The organism is Bhargavaea sp. GQ12 (genome assembly GCF_059758705.1).
In genome coordinates, this window is the sequence record NZ_JCAXEU010000018.1 from 38,702 (window position 1) to 56,764 (window position 18,063).

The following is an 18,063-nucleotide window of genomic DNA, read 5'->3' on the forward strand; positions in this document are numbered from 1 at the left end:
GGAGTCCAAGCAATTATAGCGAGAGTCCGATAGTCCGGCGCAACGCAGCCACAATCAGAAAAAGCCGCTCCGGAAAAATCCGGAGCGGCTTTCAAATATCAGGCGGCAGATTCCCGCAATGATTTCCCTGATTTCCTGTAAAGGACGATCAGCGCCACTGAGAGTACGGCAAGTGCGGCAGAAATCCAGTAGACGCCGTCCGGCATCTGAGTGAACAGCCAAGTGAAAAGGAGCGGTCCCGCGATGCGTCCCACGTTATCCATGGAGTAGCTCATGCCGGCGGCGGTACCGTATCGGCCGCCAGATTCCTTCGTGGTGAGTGACACAAGGACCGTGCGCGCAAGTGCATTCCCGGCCGTGAACACACAGAGGGAGAGCCCCGCCCAGAACAGGCTGCCTGTGAATACCAGAAGGACAAGCCCTGCAGCGGTAATGATCTGGGCAATCATGATGACCTTTGTTTCCATGCCGTCCTTGACCCGGCGGACGACGCCTCCCTGGATAGCCGCATCGACCAGACCGCTAAAGAGGAACAAGTAACCGATCTGTTTCGGTGTGATTTCGATCTTGTGAATCTGGAAAAGCTGGAACGTCGCTTCGATGCCGGCGAGGAGGAAGGTCACCATGAACGACATCAGGAACAGGTAGCGTACGCGGTAGCCCCAAAGCCGGCTTGCCCCTTCTGGAACAATCGCGCGCTTTTTCGCTTCGCCCTTTCGTTCCGGCTCCTTCAGGACAGCCATGGCGTAAACGAGCAGGATCAGGACAAGGATGCCCGAAGCGGTAAATGGAAGCGACAGGCGGATGTCACCAAGGATTCCGCCGATTGCCGGACCAAAGATAAAGCCGAGGCCGATCGACATGCCGAGGAGTCCCATGTACTTGTTGCGGTTCTCCTCATCTGTCAGGTCAGCGACAAAGCCGGTGACTGCAGTGTAAAGCGCACCAGAGAACAGTCCGCCGATCACTCTGGACAGGTACATCAGCGCAAGGGAATCGGTAAACGCCGCAAACAGGAAAAAGCTCAGGCTGAAGCCGGCGAGCCCGATTGCAATCAGCTTCTTGCGGCCGGTCCGGTCGGAATATGCCCCCCAAAGCGGAGCGGTAAAAAAAGATGCCAGCGCATAGACGGTCAGGAGACCGCCGACATGCATCTCATCAAAACCCTGCGCCACGACAACCTCGGGCAGCACCGGGATGATGATTCCGAATCCCAGATAGACGAAAAACTGGACGGACATGAGTAGGAGAATTGATTTTTTCATCAAGATGACCCGCTTTCAGGAAAAACATGTGATGCGTCCATTCTACTCCGCAGAGTGGGGGAGTGACAAATAAAGGCGGCATCGGCGCATAGATTGGCGAATGTGATAATTGGAATTTTGAAAGTGACGAAAGGGATGCTGAAAATGACGAATGGAGTGCTGAAAGTGATGAATCAGAGGGAGAGAGTGGATTGCATAAGCGACGCCTCTGCATACCTCAAAAAAGCCACCCTCTAATCGGAGAGCGGCTTTCCATTTCATCCAGTCCATAAACCGTTTGTTACTTTACGTCGTAGCCCTGTTCTTCGATTGCGTCCTTGATCTGCTGGTCGTTTACAATGTCTTCATTATAGGCGACTTCCACGGTGCCCGCTTCAAGGTTGACCTTCACGGCATCCGCGCCGTTTAGTCCGCGGACCGCATTTTCAACAGAGTTCACACAGTGGTTGCAGCTCATGCCTTCCACCTGCAGTACAAGATTGGTTGCCATCATGGATCTCCTCCTTATTTTCTCATCAGTTTTTGGATGGTGACGGTCAGTTCATCAAGCACTTCGTCGTCGCCTTCAAGCAGCCGGTCGCGGACACACCCTTTCAGGTGTCCGTCAAGGAGGATCCGTGCGACGCTGTTGAGCGCAGCCTGGGTCGCCGCGAGCTGGGTGATTACATCGTCGCAGTACACATCCCGCTCGATCATCCCGCGGATGCCGCGCACCTGGCCTTCGATCCGGTTAAGCCGGGTGGCGAGGTTTTTCTTTACCTCCGGCGTCTGGTGGCTTTTCCGGCAGGACTCGTCCTGAACTGGAATTTCCATTGGCTCGGTCGTCAATGGGCACCGCCTCCTTTGCTGTTTTTATTATACCAACAAGGGGTATGCGAACAAACAATTTAACCTCCGTTTATTCAGAATAAATTATTTACTTAAAGGCAACAATTGTAACAGGATTGAAAGATTTGAGACAGTGGGCCGGTGGTATAGTAAGGATGTGTATATAGAACGTTCGGCATCATCCATTTTTAAAGCAACTTTCCCCCGGTTGCCGCGTCATATTGAAGGAAGGAAGAGGTGGAACGGATGGCCCAGAAACAGGACGTCAAGACGATCGCAGAGCGGATAACAGCATTAGGCATTCCCGTGACGCTGACCAAGTCGCGCCTCGATTTGCTGAAAGCTCTTGCGCCGCCCTCTGGCTCCCAGGCACCCACGACCTAAGCTTCATAAAAGCTCCCGCCTCAGTGATGAGAGGCGGGAGCTTTTTGTACCTTATTCTTCCGGATCAGCCGAGAACATATAAGTCCTGTGGTGGAACTTCATGCTGAAGACGAGTCCCAGGGCGAGCATGTTGCCCATGATGGAACTCCCGCCATAACTGATGAGCGGAAGCGGAATTCCTGTGATAGGCAGAAGCTGGATCGTCATGCCGACGTTTTGGAACACGTGGAACGTGATCATGGCAATGATGCCCGTACACACATACGTAGAAAACGGGTCCTTCAGCTGGAGCGTCGTCCGGGTCAGGTGGTAGATCAGGACAAAGTACAGACTGATGACGAGGCTTGCACCGATGAATCCCCAGTCCTCGCCGATGATTGCGAAGATAAAATCCGTATGGGCTTCCGGGACGTACACTTCACGGCCCTGGAAGCCCTTTCCTCCGATCATGCCGGAACCGATCGCATTCAGTGATGTGATCAGGTGGCGGCCTTCATCGGACGGATAGGCGTACGGATCCAGCCAGGAGTAGATCCTGGCAAACTGGTACGCGCTGAATCCGAACGTCTTCACGAGAAAATCCTGCATGTAGACGGCCATCCAGATCAGGATCGCGCCGAATGCAGCGGTTCCCGCATACAGGGGGACGATGATTTTCCAGGTGATGCCGGAAACGAGGATCAGCGCTGCGGTAATCGCGATAAAGACGAGGGCGGTCCCGAGGTCCGGCTGTTTCATGATGAAGAACAGCGGAACGATCAGGAGGCCCATGATCTTGGCGAGCAGTAACAGGTCAGTCTGCGGTGTGCGGTTCAGGTTGTTTTCGTTGTGCACCGTGATGAGACGTGCAGCCCCGATGATATAGAAGGTCTTCATGAATTCCGCGGGCTGGATGCTGCCGAGTCCCGGCAGGTGGAACCAGCTTTTCGCGTTATTCCGCCGTGCGACAAGTTCCATCCCTTCGGGCAGGATAAAGAGCATGAACAGGAGGAATACCCCGCCTCCGTAGATGATCCAGGCCGCCTTTTTGTACTGCTCGGGATCAAAATACATCATCACGGCGATGATGGCGGCCCCGACGACATACCATTGGATCTGGGATGGGACAAAATTAATATTATATTGGCCGGTCGTCTGCGCCGATGCGATGGCAACTGTGCTCACGATAAGAAAAAGCAGCAGGATAAAAGCCAGCGTCCAGTCGAAGCGGTCTGACGGCCGATTATTCAGTTTCATGATGATCACCCGGTCGTTTCAAAGATTCACAGAAAGGTTACGGCAATACGCTCCATTATACCGCAAGCGGATGCCGATTGCCTGTCTGACTTCCGTCACTAAAGGACGCAGCAAGCTGGAAAATGTTTCATCGTCCGATTGCAGGAGTTTTTTTCCTTGGCCTGCTGTAACGGGATGGCCTCATCATGCTACACTGATAGTATCCAAGACATGGAGGTTAACCATGAAAAATCGTATCTTTCTTCTATACGGGGGCAAATCCGCGGAGCATGAAGTATCGCTTTCGACAGCCCGCGCCGTCACCCATGCACTTGATTTTGGGCGTTATGACATCACGCCGGTATTCATCACGCCGGACGGTGAATGGCGTCCGGGTCCGCTCCTTGAAGCACCGGCCGAAAATGTCACCGACCTGATGATCGGGGAAAACGGCACAAACGCGCCGGACCGTCTGACGGATGGCATTGCCGCTCTTGCAGGGCAGACGCCCGATGCACCGCCTGTCGTCATCCCGCTCCTTCACGGACCGAACGGTGAAGACGGCACCGTGCAGGGCCTCCTGGAAGTCCTTGATCTTCCGTATGTCGGTAACGGGGTGCTTGCCTCTTCGGCCGGCATGGATAAAGTCGTCATGAAGCAGCTGTTCGCCCAGGCCGGGCTGAACCAGGTGCCGTATGTCCACTTTATCCGCAGCGAATGGAACAAAAACCGGGACGGTATACTCAGGGAGTCAGAAGAAATGCTTGGCTGGCCGGTATTCGTCAAGCCGGCAAACCTTGGCTCAAGTGTCGGCATCTCGAAAGCATCTGACCGTGAAAGCCTCATCGGAGCAATTGAGGAAGCGCTGCGCTATGACCGCAAAGTCATCATCGAGCAGGGTGTCGACGCACGCGAGATCGAAATGGGCCTGCTCGGCAACGATGAACCGAAATGCTCGGTTGTGGGTGAAATCAGCTCCGCCTCCGATTTTTATGATTATGATTCAAAATACATGGACGGCAACACCGTGCTGACCATCCCGGCAGATGTTCCGGAAGAGGCGGCTGAAGAGATGGAGCGGGCAGCAAAGGCCGCGTTTAAAGTACTTGACTGTTCAGGGCTCGTGCGCGCGGACTTTTTCCTTACGAAAGAGGGCGGCGTCCTCATCAATGAAGTCAACACGATGCCAGGTTTTACACCGACCAGCATGTTTCCCCTCCTCTGGCAGAATTCCGGCATGACCTATCCGGAACTGCTTGAGGAACTGATCCGTCTGGCGCTTGAACGCTATCAGGAAAAACAGTTGCTGAATATGAACAGAGATTGAGGGAAGCCTTTTATGAAACGAACATTGAATGAGATTGCGCACTGGCTCGGACTGCCGGCCGTTGAAAACGGCGATGCGGCCGTGACGGGCGTTTCGATCGATACCCGTACTTTGAACAAAGGCGACCTGTTCATCCCTTTTAAAGGAGAACAGGCAGATGGCCACCGGTTTGTACGGCAGGCATTCGAAAAGGGGGCTGCGGCCACTCTCTGGCAAAAAGGCGTGGACGGTGCACCGGAAGACCTTCCGGTGCTGTTCGTCGAAGATCCCGAACAGGCGCTTCAGCAGATGGCGCGCCGCTACCGCGATGAACTGGAAGCCGTCTTTATCGGCATCACCGGCTCCAATGGCAAGACATCCACGAAGGACCTGGTCGCCGGCACGCTGTCGCCGTATTTCCGTGTCCGCAAGACAGAAGGGAACTACAACAATCAGCTTGGCCTCCCTCTGACAATCCTGTCTCTTCCCGAGGATACCGAATACGCGGTGCTTGAGATGGGCATGAGCGGCTTTGGCGAGATTTCGTTCCTTTCTGAGCTTGCACGGCCTAAGTATGCGGTCATCACAAACATCGGCGAGGCGCATATGCAGGACCTCGGTTCTCGTGAAGGCATCGCTGAGGCGAAGTCGGAAATCACTGACGGCCTTCTGACAGGCGGGAGATTGTTCTACGACGGCGACGAGCCGCTGCTCGTTCCACATGCCGAAAAGCTCCCGGAAAACACGGCCGTGCCGTTCGGGAAAGGGGAAGCGTGTGGCCTCCGTCTATTGTCGGTCGAACCGTCGGAAGCGGGCAGCATCTTCCGTACAGAGGGGATCATTGAGGGAGAGTTTATGATTTCCGTCCTTGGCGCCCACCAGGCGAAAAACGCTCTCGCAGCCATTCTGATAGGGAAGGAAGCGGGCCTTTCAGAAGACCAGATCAGAGAGGCGCTGAAGCAGGTCGAGCTGACCGGCATGCGCATGCAGACAGTGGAAGGGCCGCATGGATCGCTTTTCATCAACGATGCCTATAATGCGGCGCCTACTTCCGTGCGTGCTGCACTTGGATTTGTGCGGGACTCGAAGCTCCGTGACGAAAAGTGGGCAGTCCTTGGCGATATGCTCGAGCTCGGTGTTTTGGAAGTGCCGGCGCATGAAGGGCTTGAGGGAGAGCTGGATCCTGCAGACTTTGACGGGGTATGTCTTTTCGGGCCGAGGATGGAGCACCTGTACCGGAAGCTGGAAGGGAAGTTCCCGGCGGACCGGCTTGTCTGGAGCGGAGAAGACCTGTATCCGATCACTGCCAAATTGCATGAGCGGCTGGAACATGCTCCGCTGATTTTGCTGAAAGGCTCGCGAGGGATGGCATTGGAGCGTATCATCGGTGAGCTTGCGGACAATCTATAAATGAACCCGCGGGCACTTGCCCGCGCCGGTTTCATTGCAAGAAGAGCCGTGCCGTGTTATACTGCTAACTATTGGATACATTTGAACGGGAACTCTTCGCATATTGAGGAAGAGTTGTTTTTTTTGAAACGGTTCGGTTGAAGGGCGTGTTCCTCTCCGGTCGGACCGCCCGGCAGCAACCGGAACTTTTCGAGCGCACTGCCCGCCAGGACGGAACGGCGGACAACACTGAAAAACTCCGAAACGGCACGGCATGCCGGACTTCATTTGAAAATGGATCCAATGATCACATGAAGGATAAGGAGATTGACACATTTGACAAAGTTTTCTGAACTGAACATCAGCGACACTACACAGCTTTCACTCGAACGCATGGGGTTTGAAGAGGCGACAGCAATCCAGGAAGAAACGATTCCGCTCGCTCTCGGCGGCAAGGACGTTATCGGCCAGGCACAGACAGGTACGGGCAAGACGACCGCATTCGGCGTTCCGATCATCGAGAAGATCGATACACAGAACCCGGACATCCAGGCTCTGATCATCGCACCGACGCGTGAACTTGCGATTCAGGTCTCTGAAGAGATCTACCGAATCGGCTACGGCAAGCGCGCACGCATCCTCTCCGTCTACGGCGGACAGGAAATCGGCCGCCAGATCCGCGCGCTGCGCAACCGTCCGCAGATCGTCGTCGGTACGCCAGGCCGGATCCTCGACCACATCAAGCGCGGAACGATGAAGCTTCACGGCGTCGAAACGCTCGTCCTTGACGAAGCTGATGAAATGCTGAACATGGGCTTTATCGAGGACATCAATGCGATCCTCGAGAACGTCCCGTCCGAGCGCCAGACGCTTCTCTTCTCCGCAACGATGCCTGGCCCGATCCGCAAAATCGCGGACAGCTACATGCACTCGCCTGCAGAAGTTCGCGTCAAGGCGAAGGAGATGACGGTCGAGAACATCGAGCAGTTCTTCGTGAAAGCGCAGGAACGCGAAAAGTTCGATGCCCTCACACGCCTGCTGAACGTTCACACGCCTGAACTCGCAATCATCTTCGGCCGCACAAAGCGCCGCGTCGATGAAGTGGCACAAGCACTCAACCTCCGCGGATACCTCGCAGAAGGCATCCACGGCGACCTGACACAGGCAAAGCGCCTGTCGGTCCTACGCCAGTTCAAAGAAGGCAAGATCGATATCCTCGTTGCGACTGACGTTGCTGCACGTGGCCTTGATATCTCGGGCGTCACACACGTCTACAACTTCGACATTCCACAGGACCCTGAAAGCTATGTCCACCGCATCGGCCGTACCGGCCGTGCAGGCAAGAGCGGGGTTGCAGTCACATTCGTCACACCGCGTGAGATGGGTTACCTCCGCACGGTTGAGGAAACAACGAAAAAGCGCATGACGCCACTTCGTCCGCCATCCGAGGACGAAGCGCTGGCCGGCCAGCAAAAGCTTGCCGTCAGCCAGCTGAAGGAACTCGTCGAGAAAAACGAGCTCAACGACTATCGCATCCTCGCAGAAGAAATGCTGCAGGATAACGATGCCATTGACCTCATCGCAGCAGCGATCAAATCGCTTACTCGCGAGCCGGACGGCACACCAGTCAAAATCACCGAAGAAAAACCGCTTCCGTTCCGTGGTGGAAACCGCGGCGGCGGTTACAAGGGCCGCAGTGGCTCCGGCAGAAGTGGCGGCTACAACCGCGACAGCAGCCGTCGCCGTGACGGACGCCGCCCAGGCGGACGCCCGCGCAACCGATAAGAACATTAAAGAACCCGGAAAGCCGTTCAGGCTTTCCGGGTTTTTTTGCGTTCTGGCGAAAGTGATGAATGAGTTTGCGAAAGGGTCTCTGAAACTGGCAAAGTGCCGCCTTGCAAAGTCTCAACCCTTTATGATTAAATTTATGAAACGTTTCCCAAGCCTTTCCGTATACAATAGAAAGAAGTCATAGAAGGGGTGAACCGGATGAGAAGAGAACCGGCGAACCGCATATCCGAGAAGGGGCTCACCGTCTGGAGGATCCATGGGATCTTCTATACGCTGATTGTCCTTGTCCCGGCGATTGCGGCTAGTGTACTGGCATACATATTTGAAGGCCCGATCTGGATTTATATCGTGTCGGGGGCGGTTTCCGTGATTGCGGCGTATCTGCTGATTTTCCTGTTTCCGAAGATCCGATGGCAGCGTTGGAGGTACGAAGTGAGGGAAACGGAAATCGAGCTGCAGCATGGGCTGTTCATCGTAAAGAGGACGCTCGTGCCGATGGTCCGGGTACAGCATGTCGACACGAGCCAGGGCCCGATCCTCAGGAAATATGCCCTCTCCGGCATTACCGTATCGACGGCCGCGACCAATCACGAAATCCCGGCGCTCCAGATGGAAGAGGCCGACGAGCTGAGGAGCCGGATCTCCGTGCTCGCGAGGGTGGCGGAAGATGATGTCTGAGAAGAACAGGCTGCACTGGGTCACTGCTGTCATCGAGCTTCTGAAGACGCTGAAGGAAGCGATCATTCCGCTCCTCGTCATCGTTGTGGCGAACGGCATTGGACGGGAACGGTCGGGGAATTTCTGGCTGGATAATCTGACCATCCTGATTTTTGGTGCATTTGTCGTGTTTACTGCGGTTGCCGGCTTCGTCAAATGGAAACGGTTCGTCTACTGGTTCGAAGACGGGGAACTCCGGATCGAGCACGGGCTGTTTGTAAAGAAAAAGCGCTATATCCCGTTTGAACGGATTCAGAGTGTCGATTACACGGAAGGGATCTTCCACCGGCCGTTCGGGCTCGTCAAGGTGAAGATCGAGACTGCGGGCAACTCGTCCGTCCTGGAAGGGGCGGAGGCGGACCTGACGGCGGTGACCCGTGCGGAGGCGGATCGTGTGAGCTCGGTCATCTCCGAGGCGAAACGCCGCCGTGCAGGCTTGCAGGAAGTGCAGGAGGATGGGACAGAAGCGGTCGCCGTCCTTCCGGCAGAAGAACCGGAGGAAGAAGCGAAAGTCCTTTTCCGGATGGGACGCAAGGAAATTTTCCTTCTGGCGACGTTCTCGGGAAGGATCGGCATCATCTTCTCCGGGATCGCGATTTTCCTGTCGCAGTTCGCCGACATCCTGCCGTTTGACGTGATCTATGACGAAGTGGTCGCGTTTATCCGGTTTGGCGTGTTCATGGTCGCCGTGGCGGTCCTTGCGGTGATGCTCGTCGGCTGGGTCCTGTCTGTCGCCTGGACGTACCTCGGATTTTACGGATTCACTGTCTCGTTTGACGGGGATGACCTGTTCATCTCAAGAGGGCTCCTGGAGAAAAAACGGGTCACCGTACCGCTGAAGCGCATCCAGGCGGTGCGGGTGAGCGAGAACCCGTTCCAGAAACTTCTCGGCTATGTATCGGTCAAGGTGCATAGCGCCGGAGGGAGCGCGAAAGAGGGAGGCGCGGCAATCGGGCTGTTCCCGCTCGTGAAGAAGCGGGAAGTCAACGGGCTTCTTTCGGAGCTTTTCCCCGATATTGAAACATCTGGAGAACTAAAGAGGATTCCTGTGAAATCCCGTCCGTTCTATTACAGGCTCGACTTTATTTGGGTAATTCCGCTGACGGCCGCTTCAGGGTACTTCCTGTTCCCGTATGGCCTGCTTGCGCTGCTCATCATCCCGCTGATTATCCTGCTCGGACTCTGGCAGCACCGCTCTGCGGGCTGGGCTGTAAGGGATCGCCAGCTGACCGTCCGGTGGCGTGATTTTACGCTGCACACGGTCTATGTGTTCAGGAAGCGGGTCCAATCGATGCAGGAGCATCAGACCATCTTCCAGAGGCGGAGGAATGTCGCGACTGTCACGGCAGCATTCAAGTCTGGCGTCATGCCCAGCAAAGCACCCATCCGCCATATCGATGAGGCGGATGCGGACCTGCTGATGGATTGGTACGACCCGAGAAATCGGGCGCAGACACCGGCTTCCGTTGAAGGAACTCCTGCCGCCGAAGGCGAATAAGTTCATACAGACGGGCCTCCCCGAGCCGGGAGGCCCTTTTCTGACAGGAGGGGTCGGGTTGGAAGAGCTTATATTTCGCCATATGCAGACGGTCCGTGAGATGACGCTGAAATGCTTGGACGAAACACCCGAGGAAATTGCGGGCATTATTCCAGACGGGTTCAGCAACAATATCCACTGGAATTTTGGGCATATCCTGTTTATCCAGGAGCGGCTCGCCCTGGAAGTGGCAGGCGAAGAGATGGAGCTGGCTGCGAAATACCCGGAGTACTTTGCTGCGGGCACGAAGCCGTCTGATTGGAAGAGTGAGCCCCCGTCTCTGATCGAGATCAGGGAGGAACTGGACACCCAGACGGAGCGTCTTCAAAAGCTGCGGGCAGGCCGCCTGGACGAGCCGCTTCCGGAACCGTTCACGAACCGCATGGGCCTCACATTCCGCATGACCGGCGAAACACTGCTGTTCTCGTTTTACCATGAAGCCCTTCATCTGGAGACAATCAGGCAGATGAGGAAACTGATCCGTGCCGCTGAGTGACAGAAAAATCCCGGACCGCAAAGCGGCACGGGATTTTTCCTGTTCAGACGGTTTCCGGTTTCCGGCTGAACTGCTTTCCTGGATGACGGGCGGGGAGGCGGTTGCCATTGCCGAACAGGTTGTCGCGCAAGGAGGTGCCCCCGTAATCTTTAGGTACACGGCCGCGTGCCTGGAGGATCGGGATGACCCATTCGCCGAATTCCTTGAAGGTCCTATGCGCAAGGGCATAGGCGATGTTGAATCCGTCGACGCCGGTCTCGTCGGCCCACGCCTCGAGCACGTCCGCAACCTGCTCCGGCGTGCCGACGATTGCGGTGCCCATGCCGCCGACGCCAATCGATTTGATGATCTCACGGATTGTCCAGTTGCGTTCCGGATCGATTTTCGTGAATGTCTCGAGCGTGGAGCGGATCGCGTCATTTTCGACGTATTCGACGCCGGCATCAAGGTCGGCGCCTGACAGGTCGACGCCCGTCCAGCCGCCGAACAGGGCAAGTGCGCCTTCATCGGAGATGTAGGACTGGTACTCATCGTACTTCTCACGGGCTTCTTGCTCGGTCCGCCCGATGACCGGTGTGACCAGTGTCAGGATCTTGATCTCTTCCGGATCACGTCCGGCTTCAGCTGCCGCTTCCCGGAGCCTCGTGACGGTCTGTTTGGCCGCGTTTTTCGTTGGTGCTCCGATAAAGGCGAGTTCAGTGTGCCTTCCTGCGAATGAACGGCCCTTTGGCGACGCGCCAGCCTGGAACAGCACCGGTGTACGCTGAGGGGACGGTTCCGACAGATGGGCGCCCGGCACCTTGAAGTATTTGCCGTGATGGCCGATATCGTGGACTTTGGAAGGATCCGAATACACACGGTTTTCCTTGTCGACTTTCACGGCATCATCTTCCCAGCTGCTTTCCCACAGTTTGTAGCACACTTCCAAGTATTCTTCCGCGATGTCGTAGCGCTCGTCGTGGGAAACCTGTTCGTCCAGACCCATGTTGAGGGCGGCGCTCTTCAGGTAGGATGTGACGATGTTCCAGCCGACACGTCCCTTTGTCAGGTGATCGAGTGTCGAGATTCGGCGGGCGAACGTGTACGGATGCTCGTGGCTGACGGAGGCAGTGACACCAAAGCCGAGATGATTCGTGACAGCCGCCATGAGGGGGACGACGAGGCTCGGGTCGTTGACCGGCGACTGTGCACCTTGTCGCACCGCTGCTTCGCGGGAACCGCCATAGACATCGTACGTACCAAGTACATCTGCAAGGAACACAGCATCATAGCGGGTCTCCTCGAGGATGCGTGCAAGCTCGATCCAGTAGTCGCAGTCCTTGTACCGGTGGGACTGGTCATCGGGATGCGCCCAGAGGCCGGGAGACTGGTGACCCGCTGTGTTCATCTCGAACGCATTCAGGTAAATACGTTTTTTGGTCATGGTCATCATCCTTTCATTCTGGCTCAGGCATGGGTTCGGCTGTGCTGCCTTCGGATCAGTTCCGCAAAATAGGCCGTCTGTTTCTCAAGGCGGCTGAGGCAGTCTCCGTCAAGCACAGGGATGTCGAGATTCTTGTCGATCACATCATCCGTCAGGTAAATCCCTTTTAGGGCATGCCCCTTCAGCGTGGAAAGGAGCGGCTTGAGGGCATAGTCGAGTGCCAGCAGATGCCCGGGGCTGCCGCCGGTCATGAGCGGAAGGACGGGGGTGGATTCCAGCACATCTTGAGGCAGAAGGTCGATAAACGCCTTAAGGACTCCTGAATAAGCGGCTTTGTAGACAGGGGAGCCGACGACGACCCCCTGCGCTTCCCGGATGCTCGCTGCGGCGCCCGTGACGGACGGGTGGCTGAAGTCTGCTGTAAAGAGGGCTTCGGCGGGAATGTCCCGCACGCTCAGGTGGGTGACGATGAACCCCTTGTCTTCAAGCAGCCCTCCGATGTAGCCGAGTACTCGGTCCGAGCGGGAAGCGGCACTCGGACTGCCGGAGATGATGACAATTTCGGTCATGGATATTCATCCTTTCTTTAATGAGGTCATTTGGCGGATGGGGTTGGATTGACGGATTCCGCTGAAAGGTTCCGGAAAGGATGAAGAATAGGAAAAGGCCCTTTTCCCATTCAAGAATGAGAGAAGAGCCTGGGCAGAATACAATTACGCCTGCCTGACTGTTTTCTCATCTTCAGGACAGATCTGTCCTTCCGGAGTTAGCACCATACAAACCGGAGTTTGCTGGTTGCTGAGGCTTCGCAGGGCCAAGTCCCTCCACCTCTCTTGATAAGAAAAAAATTATGAATTTTTCAGCTTGATGAACAGTATAGCAAAGCTTTCGGCATTGTCAACGATAAATTTCAGACTTTTCTGTAGAGCTGTCACTTGCCGGAATAAGATGCGGACCCAGCAGCCGGAAGGAGCGGGCGCGTTCAGCTACTTTCGGCAGCGCTGTGTGCAGGATGAATTCATCTATCCGGTAAGCCTCATGGAGCTGCGCCAGTTGCTGATGCACATAGTCGGGTGTCCCTGCGATGATGTCTGCCTTCAGCTCTTCGACTTCATAGGGAACACCTGCCTGTCTGCCGAACGAATGAGCCGCTTCGGTGGATGTCAGCGTGAATGAACGGCCGTTCTGCAGATGCACTTTGATGATTTTGTAATCACCTGCCAGATTTTCAGCTTCTGCCTGCGTCGGCGCTGCCAGCACATGGGCGGCAGCGATGAATGTTCCGCCGGGATGAAGTTCCCGGTACGCGGCGGCTGATTTTTCCAGCACGGTGCGATTGTTGTTGATGAACAAAGCGAATACAAATCCGATTCCCAGTCTTGCCGCGAGCCGGGCGCTATCCGGGCTTGCACCAAGAAGATGGACATCAGGCCGTTTGGACGGGAGAGGGGTGGCCTGGATGCCGGCCAGCGGATGAGCTTCCGGTACTTCATCCCGGATCAGTTGCATCAGATGGGCCAGCCATTCGGCAAAGTCTGTCCCGTCGTTGACCGTCCCAAATTGCAGGGCCTTCGTGGAGAGGGGAAGGCCGCCGGGTGCCTTTCCTATACCGAGGTCGACCCTTCCAGGAGCAAGCGCGGACATCAGATGGAAGTTTTCAGCGACTTTAAAAGGACTGTAGTGCTGGAGCATGACGCCTCCGGACCCGATGCGGATGGACTCTGTTTTGGCCAGCAGATGGGAGACCAGCACCTCAGGTGATGAACCGGCTACGTCCTGGGAGTGATGATGCTCGGACACCCAGAACCGGCTATACCCCCATTTTTCCGCCTGTTGGGCCAGTTGCACTGTCTGCTGCAGGGCGTGCTCTGCGGACGCCCCCGGAAAAACCGGGCTTTGATCTAATATGCCAAGTTGATAGCTCATGAAGAACCCCTCCAATATGGTGATTTCAAATGCCTGAATGTTTGGTGGCAGGCAGGTGTCAGTGCACACTGAATTCTAATACCCTTATAACTCTACCTGATTAGTAGGTTTTAGGGTAGGTTGAATTTTTCGCAGGCGGGAAGGTACCTTAGCAGAACCACATCAAAAAAGCCCTGCGGGAGCAGGGCTTGGGGTACTTTAGCGGCGCTTCTTGCGCCAGCTTGTGATATTCTTCGGTTGGAAGTAGCTGAAGCCGACGAGGAAGCCGACTGCCAGGCCGGTCAGGTGGGCGGTGATGTTGATGTTCGGTGTCAGGAACGTCATGATCACGCTGATGACGATGATCGGCAGGATGATCTGGCGGATTTGCGGGAATGCGCCCTTCGTATGGTACACAAATGCGCCGAACGCGCCGAAGATTCCGTAGATGGCACCACTTGCGCCGACATAGGCGTAAGAGCCGTCATGCAGAAAATAGGATGCGACATTGCCGAATAGGCCGGCCAGGAAAAACAGGTTCAGGAACCGGATCTTGCCTGCAATCCGCTCAAGCTCCGGGCCGAACAGGAACAGGGCGAACATATTGAACAGGACATGCATGAGTCCGGCGTGCAGGAACATCGGTGTGATAAAGCGCCACCAGTCGCCGTCAGCGATCAGCCGGTTGATGCCCATTCCATGGAACATGATCAGGTCGCCGATGCCGGGCAGGATGGTCAGGATGTAGATGATCACGTTGATCGCGATCAGCGCCGAGACGACCGGATAAAGCCGGATGTACTCGGAGAAGCTTTCTCTTCTGATAAACATGGTTTCACCTCAATTTACATAAGAACAGTATACCGCGTTTGGCGCGGTCCAGAAAGCGGGGAGAACGGATGATCACGGGAATTGGGCTTGATATAGTGGAAATGGACAGGATCAGGCAGGCGGACGGCCGCAGCGACCGCTTCCGGGAGAGGATCCTGAGCAAGGAAGAATTGGAGCGATATGATCAGCTCGGCGGCACCCGCCGGACCGAATATCTTGCCGGGCGGTTTGCCGCCAAGGAAGCATTTGCAAAAGCGCTCGGCACCGGAATTGGCGCGTCGTGCGCGTTTTCCGACATCAGTGTGCTTTCCGGCGAAGGCGGCAGGCCAATGCTGTATTTCAGGGGCAATCCGGCGCCTGGTTTTGTCTCGATCACGCATTCGCGTGAATATGCAGCCGCCCAAGTGATCCTGACCGGATTCCCGGCAGCCCTGTCCGAATAAACCCGGCCCCTCTCTCATAGGATGTTCCACAGGAGCGAAATGAGAAAGGGTGAAGGAATTGCGGAGCCGGATATTCGCAGGAATGCTCATCGTGCTCGTCATGCTGCTGGCGGCATGCGGGTCACAGTCGAAGGAAGACGTCATGAAAAAGCTGAGCGGCAAATGGACGGATGCAAAAGGTTATGAACTCACCGCCGTCATGGAGATCAAAACCGGCGATGAGCCGAGGCTGTATGACGTGGAAGTGTGGCACACAAAGCCGGACTATTACCGGGTCAATGTGGCCCAGCAGGGCTCCAAGGAGTCCCAGATGATCCTCCGCAACAAGGATGGGGTATTTGTCGTTACGCCTTCAATCGGCAAAACGTACAAGTTCCAGAGTGACTGGCCGGAGAAAAACAGCCAGGCTTATCTGATCGGTGCGCTTGCGGAAGACATCCGCGCGGACAAGGATGCGGTGATGAAGGAAGAAGACAAGGAATATGTCTTTGAGACGGTCACACGGAACAACCACCGGAAGATGCTGCCTTATCAGCGTATCCACATCGACAAGAAATCGCTCCTCCCTGTGAAGGTGTCGGTGCTCAATGAAAACAAGGAAGAGCAGATGAAGATCACGTTTGAAAAAATCTCTCTCGGCACAGAGCGCAGTGCCGGCGACTATGCGGTTGAAAAGCATTCGAAGGCACCTGAAGGCGCCGAAGGATCCGCGGATGACGCCGATGCGACGGAAGAAGAGGCAGAAGGCGAAGACCAGGAAGGCACCACGGAAGAATCAGACAGTGCGACCGATGAAGAAGGCAATGAAGAAGGCAAGACAGAAGAAGGAGATGAAGAAGCGGGTGCCGAATTGGATGGTGAGGAATTCCGCACATCCTATCCGCTCTTGAAATGGGAAGGCGTCGACCTGCTGGAAGAAGAAGTTGTCGGCAAAGGTGAAGAAAAGCGCGTCTACCTGACATACGGCGGCGAGAAGGAATTCGTCATCGTCCAGCAGCAGGCGAAGTCTCCTAAAGAAGCGCTCGTTCCGGTATTCGCGGAAGGGGATCCGGCACACCTCGGCTTCACAATCGGCGCAATCACCGATAACTCGGTCAGCTGGGAAAAGGGCGGCGTATCCTACTTCCTCGCCTCGAATGCACTGAGCCGCGAGGAGATGGTGGAAGTCGCGACATCGATGATCGAAGCAGAACAGAAGTGACCTGCAAGTATTGACGGCTTTCTCCCTCCGGGCGGATAATGAAAAAGATAAAGAGATATCCGTCAATTCGAAGGGAGAACGGGGAAATGGAACAAATGGAATGGGGCCGGCCGACAGTGGCGGCCATCGATCTGGAGGCGATCCGGGAAAACGTGCGAAACACGGCACGTCTGACCGGCCCGGACACTGGCGTGATCGCGGTGGTCAAGGCGGACGGCTACGGGCACGGCGCGGCCAGAGTCGCGGAGGCGGCGCTGGAAGCGGGCGCAATGATGCTCGCGGTCGCCACTCCGGATGAAGCGGTGGAACTCAGGGAGGCAGGCCTGGAAGCGGACATTCTGCTTTTGGGCGCCTCCCCTGTTCCGTTCGCGCGCATTGCGGCTGAACAGGATATTATCATCACTGCTGACTCGCCGGCCTGGATGGAGGCAGTTGCTGCCGCCGCGCCTGATTTCGTGCGCCCGCTCCGGGTTCACCTGAAGGTCGATACAGGAATGGGCCGGCTCGGCGTCAGGAGTGCGGAAGACCTGCTCCGGATGTACAGGGCTGCCAGGGCGGCAAACATCTCTGTCGACGGCATCTTCACTCATTTTGCGACGGCCGATGAGCCCGACAATGAGGTATGGAGGATGCAAGCCTCCGGATTCCGGGAAGCGGTGGAGCTCTTGCCGGAGCGGCCGCGTCTCGTGCACGCATCAAACAGCGCGGCCACATTCATGCATCCCGAGTGTAAGTTCGATGCGGTGCGGCTGGGGATTTCCATGTACGGGATCGCCCCTTCCGACTTTGTCAGAGAGCGCCTGCCATTCCCGCTCCGGCCTGCGCTGATGCTTTCGACCGAGCTTGTCCATGTGAAGCGGCTTGGCCGTGGAGATACCGTCAGCTACGGGGCAACCTACAGGGCTCAGGGGGATGAATGGGTCGGGACGCTTCCGATCGGCTACGCGGACGGACTTCTCCGCGGGCAGAGCGGACAGGATGTGCTGATCGGCGGCCGGCGCTGCCGGATTGTCGGCCGTATCTGCATGGACCAGTGCATGGTCAGGCTGCCGCACGAGATGGCGCCGGGAGAGCCGGTTGTCCTTCTTGGTAAACAAGGCAATGAACGGGTCAGCCCGGACGAGTGGGCAGAGCGGCTCGGGACGATTCCATATGAGGTCGTCGTCACGTTATCAAAGCGGATTCCCAGAGTTTATTTGCAGGGGCGCGGGGAATACTAAACCCAACACGGCCCGACAACATCCGACAAATGCAGTCAGTTGCGGCGGGGATTTTGTCGCATTCTTTCCGAACGTGTCTTTTCAACAAGTCTATCCGATGGTATGATGGGAT

General features: G+C 56.1%; 18 protein-coding genes and 1 riboswitch. Of the genes, 10 read left to right on the forward strand and 8 right to left on the reverse strand.

What is annotated here, in order from left to right:
- Window positions 1-98: 98 nt before the first annotated feature.
- The 3 genes from AC6CHQ_RS13805 to AC6CHQ_RS13815 all read right to left on the reverse strand — a co-directional run bounded on the left by AC6CHQ_RS13805 (window position 99) and on the right by AC6CHQ_RS13815 (window position 2,078).
- Window positions 99-1,265 (reverse strand): MFS transporter, encoded by a 1,167-nt coding sequence (locus tag AC6CHQ_RS13805; RefSeq protein WP_092055408.1) that lies wholly within the window; start codon window positions 1,263-1,265, stop codon window positions 99-101.
- 280 nt (window positions 1,266-1,545) lie between these two features.
- On the reverse strand, window positions 1,546-1,755 hold the full coding sequence (copZ, locus tag AC6CHQ_RS13810; RefSeq protein ID WP_498081835.1) for a copper chaperone CopZ: 210 nt from the start codon (window positions 1,753-1,755) through the stop codon (window positions 1,546-1,548).
- 14 nt (window positions 1,756-1,769) lie between these two features.
- Complete coding sequence (locus AC6CHQ_RS13815) at window positions 1,770-2,078, reverse strand: metal-sensitive transcriptional regulator (RefSeq protein WP_498081843.1); 309 nt, start codon at window positions 2,076-2,078, stop codon at window positions 1,770-1,772.
- A gap of 261 nt (window positions 2,079-2,339) precedes the next feature.
- Between AC6CHQ_RS13815 and AC6CHQ_RS13820 the strand changes: the two genes are divergently transcribed.
- The gene (locus tag AC6CHQ_RS13820) at window positions 2,340-2,477 is read left to right on the forward strand and encodes an Lmo0850 family protein (protein ID WP_177168400.1); all 138 of its coding nucleotides are present in this window, start codon (window positions 2,340-2,342) and stop codon (window positions 2,475-2,477) included.
- 51 nt (window positions 2,478-2,528) lie between these two features.
- On the opposite strand, the gene AC6CHQ_RS13825 is transcribed toward AC6CHQ_RS13820, so the two are convergent.
- On the reverse strand, window positions 2,529-3,713 hold the full coding sequence (locus AC6CHQ_RS13825) for an FtsW/RodA/SpoVE family cell cycle protein (protein ID WP_498081836.1): 1,185 nt from the start codon (window positions 3,711-3,713) through the stop codon (window positions 2,529-2,531).
- 223 nt (window positions 3,714-3,936) lie between these two features.
- Between AC6CHQ_RS13825 and AC6CHQ_RS13830 the strand changes: the two genes are divergently transcribed.
- From AC6CHQ_RS13830 to AC6CHQ_RS13855, 6 genes are all read left to right on the forward strand, one after another.
- Window positions 3,937-5,019, forward strand: coding sequence for a D-alanine--D-alanine ligase (locus AC6CHQ_RS13830; RefSeq protein WP_092055415.1), 1,083 nt, complete (start codon window positions 3,937-3,939; stop codon window positions 5,017-5,019).
- 12 nt (window positions 5,020-5,031) lie between these two features.
- Window positions 5,032-6,408, forward strand: coding sequence for a UDP-N-acetylmuramoyl-tripeptide--D-alanyl-D-alanine ligase (locus AC6CHQ_RS13835; protein WP_251239458.1), 1,377 nt, complete (start codon window positions 5,032-5,034; stop codon window positions 6,406-6,408).
- 315 nt (window positions 6,409-6,723) lie between these two features.
- Window positions 6,724-8,172, forward strand: coding sequence for a degradosome RNA helicase CshA (gene cshA, locus AC6CHQ_RS13840; RefSeq protein WP_092055423.1), 1,449 nt, complete (start codon window positions 6,724-6,726; stop codon window positions 8,170-8,172).
- Between the two features lie 204 nt (window positions 8,173-8,376).
- Window positions 8,377-8,856, forward strand: a complete 480-nt coding sequence (locus AC6CHQ_RS13845) for a PH domain-containing protein (RefSeq protein WP_092055425.1) — start codon at window positions 8,377-8,379, stop codon at window positions 8,854-8,856.
- Window positions 8,846-10,393, forward strand: a complete 1,548-nt coding sequence (locus AC6CHQ_RS13850) for a PH domain-containing protein (protein ID WP_498081837.1) — start codon at window positions 8,846-8,848, stop codon at window positions 10,391-10,393. Before AC6CHQ_RS13845 ends, AC6CHQ_RS13850 begins: the two co-directional genes overlap by 11 nt.
- Before the next feature lie 58 nt (window positions 10,394-10,451).
- Entirely contained in the window at window positions 10,452-10,928 is a 477-nt protein-coding gene (locus tag AC6CHQ_RS13855; RefSeq protein WP_092055430.1) for a DinB family protein, read from the forward strand.
- 43 nt (window positions 10,929-10,971) lie between these two features.
- Here the strand turns inward: AC6CHQ_RS13855 and AC6CHQ_RS13860 are convergent, their stop codons facing one another.
- From AC6CHQ_RS13860 to AC6CHQ_RS13875, 4 genes are all read right to left on the reverse strand, one after another.
- Entirely contained in the window at window positions 10,972-12,351 is a 1,380-nt protein-coding gene (locus tag AC6CHQ_RS13860) for an LLM class flavin-dependent oxidoreductase (protein ID WP_092055431.1), read from the reverse strand.
- A gap of 23 nt (window positions 12,352-12,374) precedes the next feature.
- Entirely contained in the window at window positions 12,375-12,920 is a 546-nt protein-coding gene (gene ssuE, locus AC6CHQ_RS13865) for an NADPH-dependent FMN reductase (protein WP_092055434.1), read from the reverse strand.
- Between the two features lie 163 nt (window positions 12,921-13,083).
- Window positions 13,084-13,194, reverse strand: a riboswitch (SAM riboswitch).
- A gap of 54 nt (window positions 13,195-13,248) precedes the next feature.
- Window positions 13,249-14,277, reverse strand: coding sequence for an LLM class flavin-dependent oxidoreductase (locus tag AC6CHQ_RS13870; protein WP_498081838.1), 1,029 nt, complete (start codon window positions 14,275-14,277; stop codon window positions 13,249-13,251).
- A gap of 198 nt (window positions 14,278-14,475) precedes the next feature.
- Entirely contained in the window at window positions 14,476-15,087 is a 612-nt protein-coding gene (locus AC6CHQ_RS13875; RefSeq protein WP_251239455.1) for a rhomboid family intramembrane serine protease, read from the reverse strand.
- A 68-nt stretch (window positions 15,088-15,155) separates the two neighbouring features.
- Here AC6CHQ_RS13875 and acpS point away from each other — a divergent pair, with 68 nt between their 5' ends.
- From acpS to alr, 3 genes are all read left to right on the forward strand, one after another.
- Complete coding sequence (acpS, locus tag AC6CHQ_RS13880; protein ID WP_498081839.1) at window positions 15,156-15,530, forward strand: holo-ACP synthase; 375 nt, start codon at window positions 15,156-15,158, stop codon at window positions 15,528-15,530.
- Between the two features lie 58 nt (window positions 15,531-15,588).
- Window positions 15,589-16,731: a LolA family protein gene (locus AC6CHQ_RS13885; protein WP_498081840.1), complete on the forward strand. Its 1,143-nt coding sequence runs from the start codon at window positions 15,589-15,591 to the stop codon at window positions 16,729-16,731.
- 86 nt (window positions 16,732-16,817) lie between these two features.
- On the forward strand, window positions 16,818-17,951 hold the full coding sequence (alr, locus tag AC6CHQ_RS13890; protein ID WP_424237699.1) for an alanine racemase: 1,134 nt from the start codon (window positions 16,818-16,820) through the stop codon (window positions 17,949-17,951).
- Window positions 17,952-18,063 lie beyond the last annotated feature (112 nt).

What these genes read in the sequence shown, in the direction of transcription:
- AC6CHQ_RS13805 (WP_092055408.1), bottom strand. Translation starts at nt 1,265, where the DNA reads ATGAAAAAATCAATTCTCCTACTCATGTCCGTCCAGTTTTTCGTCTAT.
- copZ (WP_498081835.1), bottom strand. Translation starts at nt 1,755, where the DNA reads ATGGCAACCAATCTTGTACTGCAGGTGGAAGGCATGAGCTGCAACCAC.
- AC6CHQ_RS13815 (WP_498081843.1), bottom strand. Translation starts at nt 2,078, where the DNA reads ATGGAAATTCCAGTTCAGGACGAGTCCTGCCGGAAAAGCCACCAGACG.
- AC6CHQ_RS13820 (WP_177168400.1), top strand. Translation starts at nt 2,340, where the DNA reads ATGGCCCAGAAACAGGACGTCAAGACGATCGCAGAGCGGATAACAGCA.
- AC6CHQ_RS13825 (WP_498081836.1), bottom strand. Translation starts at nt 3,713, where the DNA reads ATGAAACTGAATAATCGGCCGTCAGACCGCTTCGACTGGACGCTGGCT.
- AC6CHQ_RS13830 (WP_092055415.1), top strand. Translation starts at nt 3,937, where the DNA reads ATGAAAAATCGTATCTTTCTTCTATACGGGGGCAAATCCGCGGAGCAT.
- AC6CHQ_RS13835 (WP_251239458.1), top strand. Translation starts at nt 5,032, where the DNA reads ATGAAACGAACATTGAATGAGATTGCGCACTGGCTCGGACTGCCGGCC.
- AC6CHQ_RS13845 (WP_092055425.1), top strand. Translation starts at nt 8,377, where the DNA reads ATGAGAAGAGAACCGGCGAACCGCATATCCGAGAAGGGGCTCACCGTC.
- AC6CHQ_RS13850 (WP_498081837.1), top strand. Translation starts at nt 8,846, where the DNA reads ATGATGTCTGAGAAGAACAGGCTGCACTGGGTCACTGCTGTCATCGAG.
- AC6CHQ_RS13860 (WP_092055431.1), bottom strand. Translation starts at nt 12,351, where the DNA reads ATGACCAAAAAACGTATTTACCTGAATGCGTTCGAGATGAACACAGCG.
- ssuE (WP_092055434.1), bottom strand. Translation starts at nt 12,920, where the DNA reads ATGACCGAAATTGTCATCATCTCCGGCAGTCCGAGTGCCGCTTCCCGC.
- AC6CHQ_RS13870 (WP_498081838.1), bottom strand. Translation starts at nt 14,277, where the DNA reads ATGAGCTATCAACTTGGCATATTAGATCAAAGCCCGGTTTTTCCGGGG.
- AC6CHQ_RS13875 (WP_251239455.1), bottom strand. Translation starts at nt 15,087, where the DNA reads ATGTTTATCAGAAGAGAAAGCTTCTCCGAGTACATCCGGCTTTATCCG.
- acpS (WP_498081839.1), top strand. Translation starts at nt 15,156, where the DNA reads ATGATCACGGGAATTGGGCTTGATATAGTGGAAATGGACAGGATCAGG.
- alr (WP_424237699.1), top strand. Translation starts at nt 16,818, where the DNA reads ATGGAACAAATGGAATGGGGCCGGCCGACAGTGGCGGCCATCGATCTG.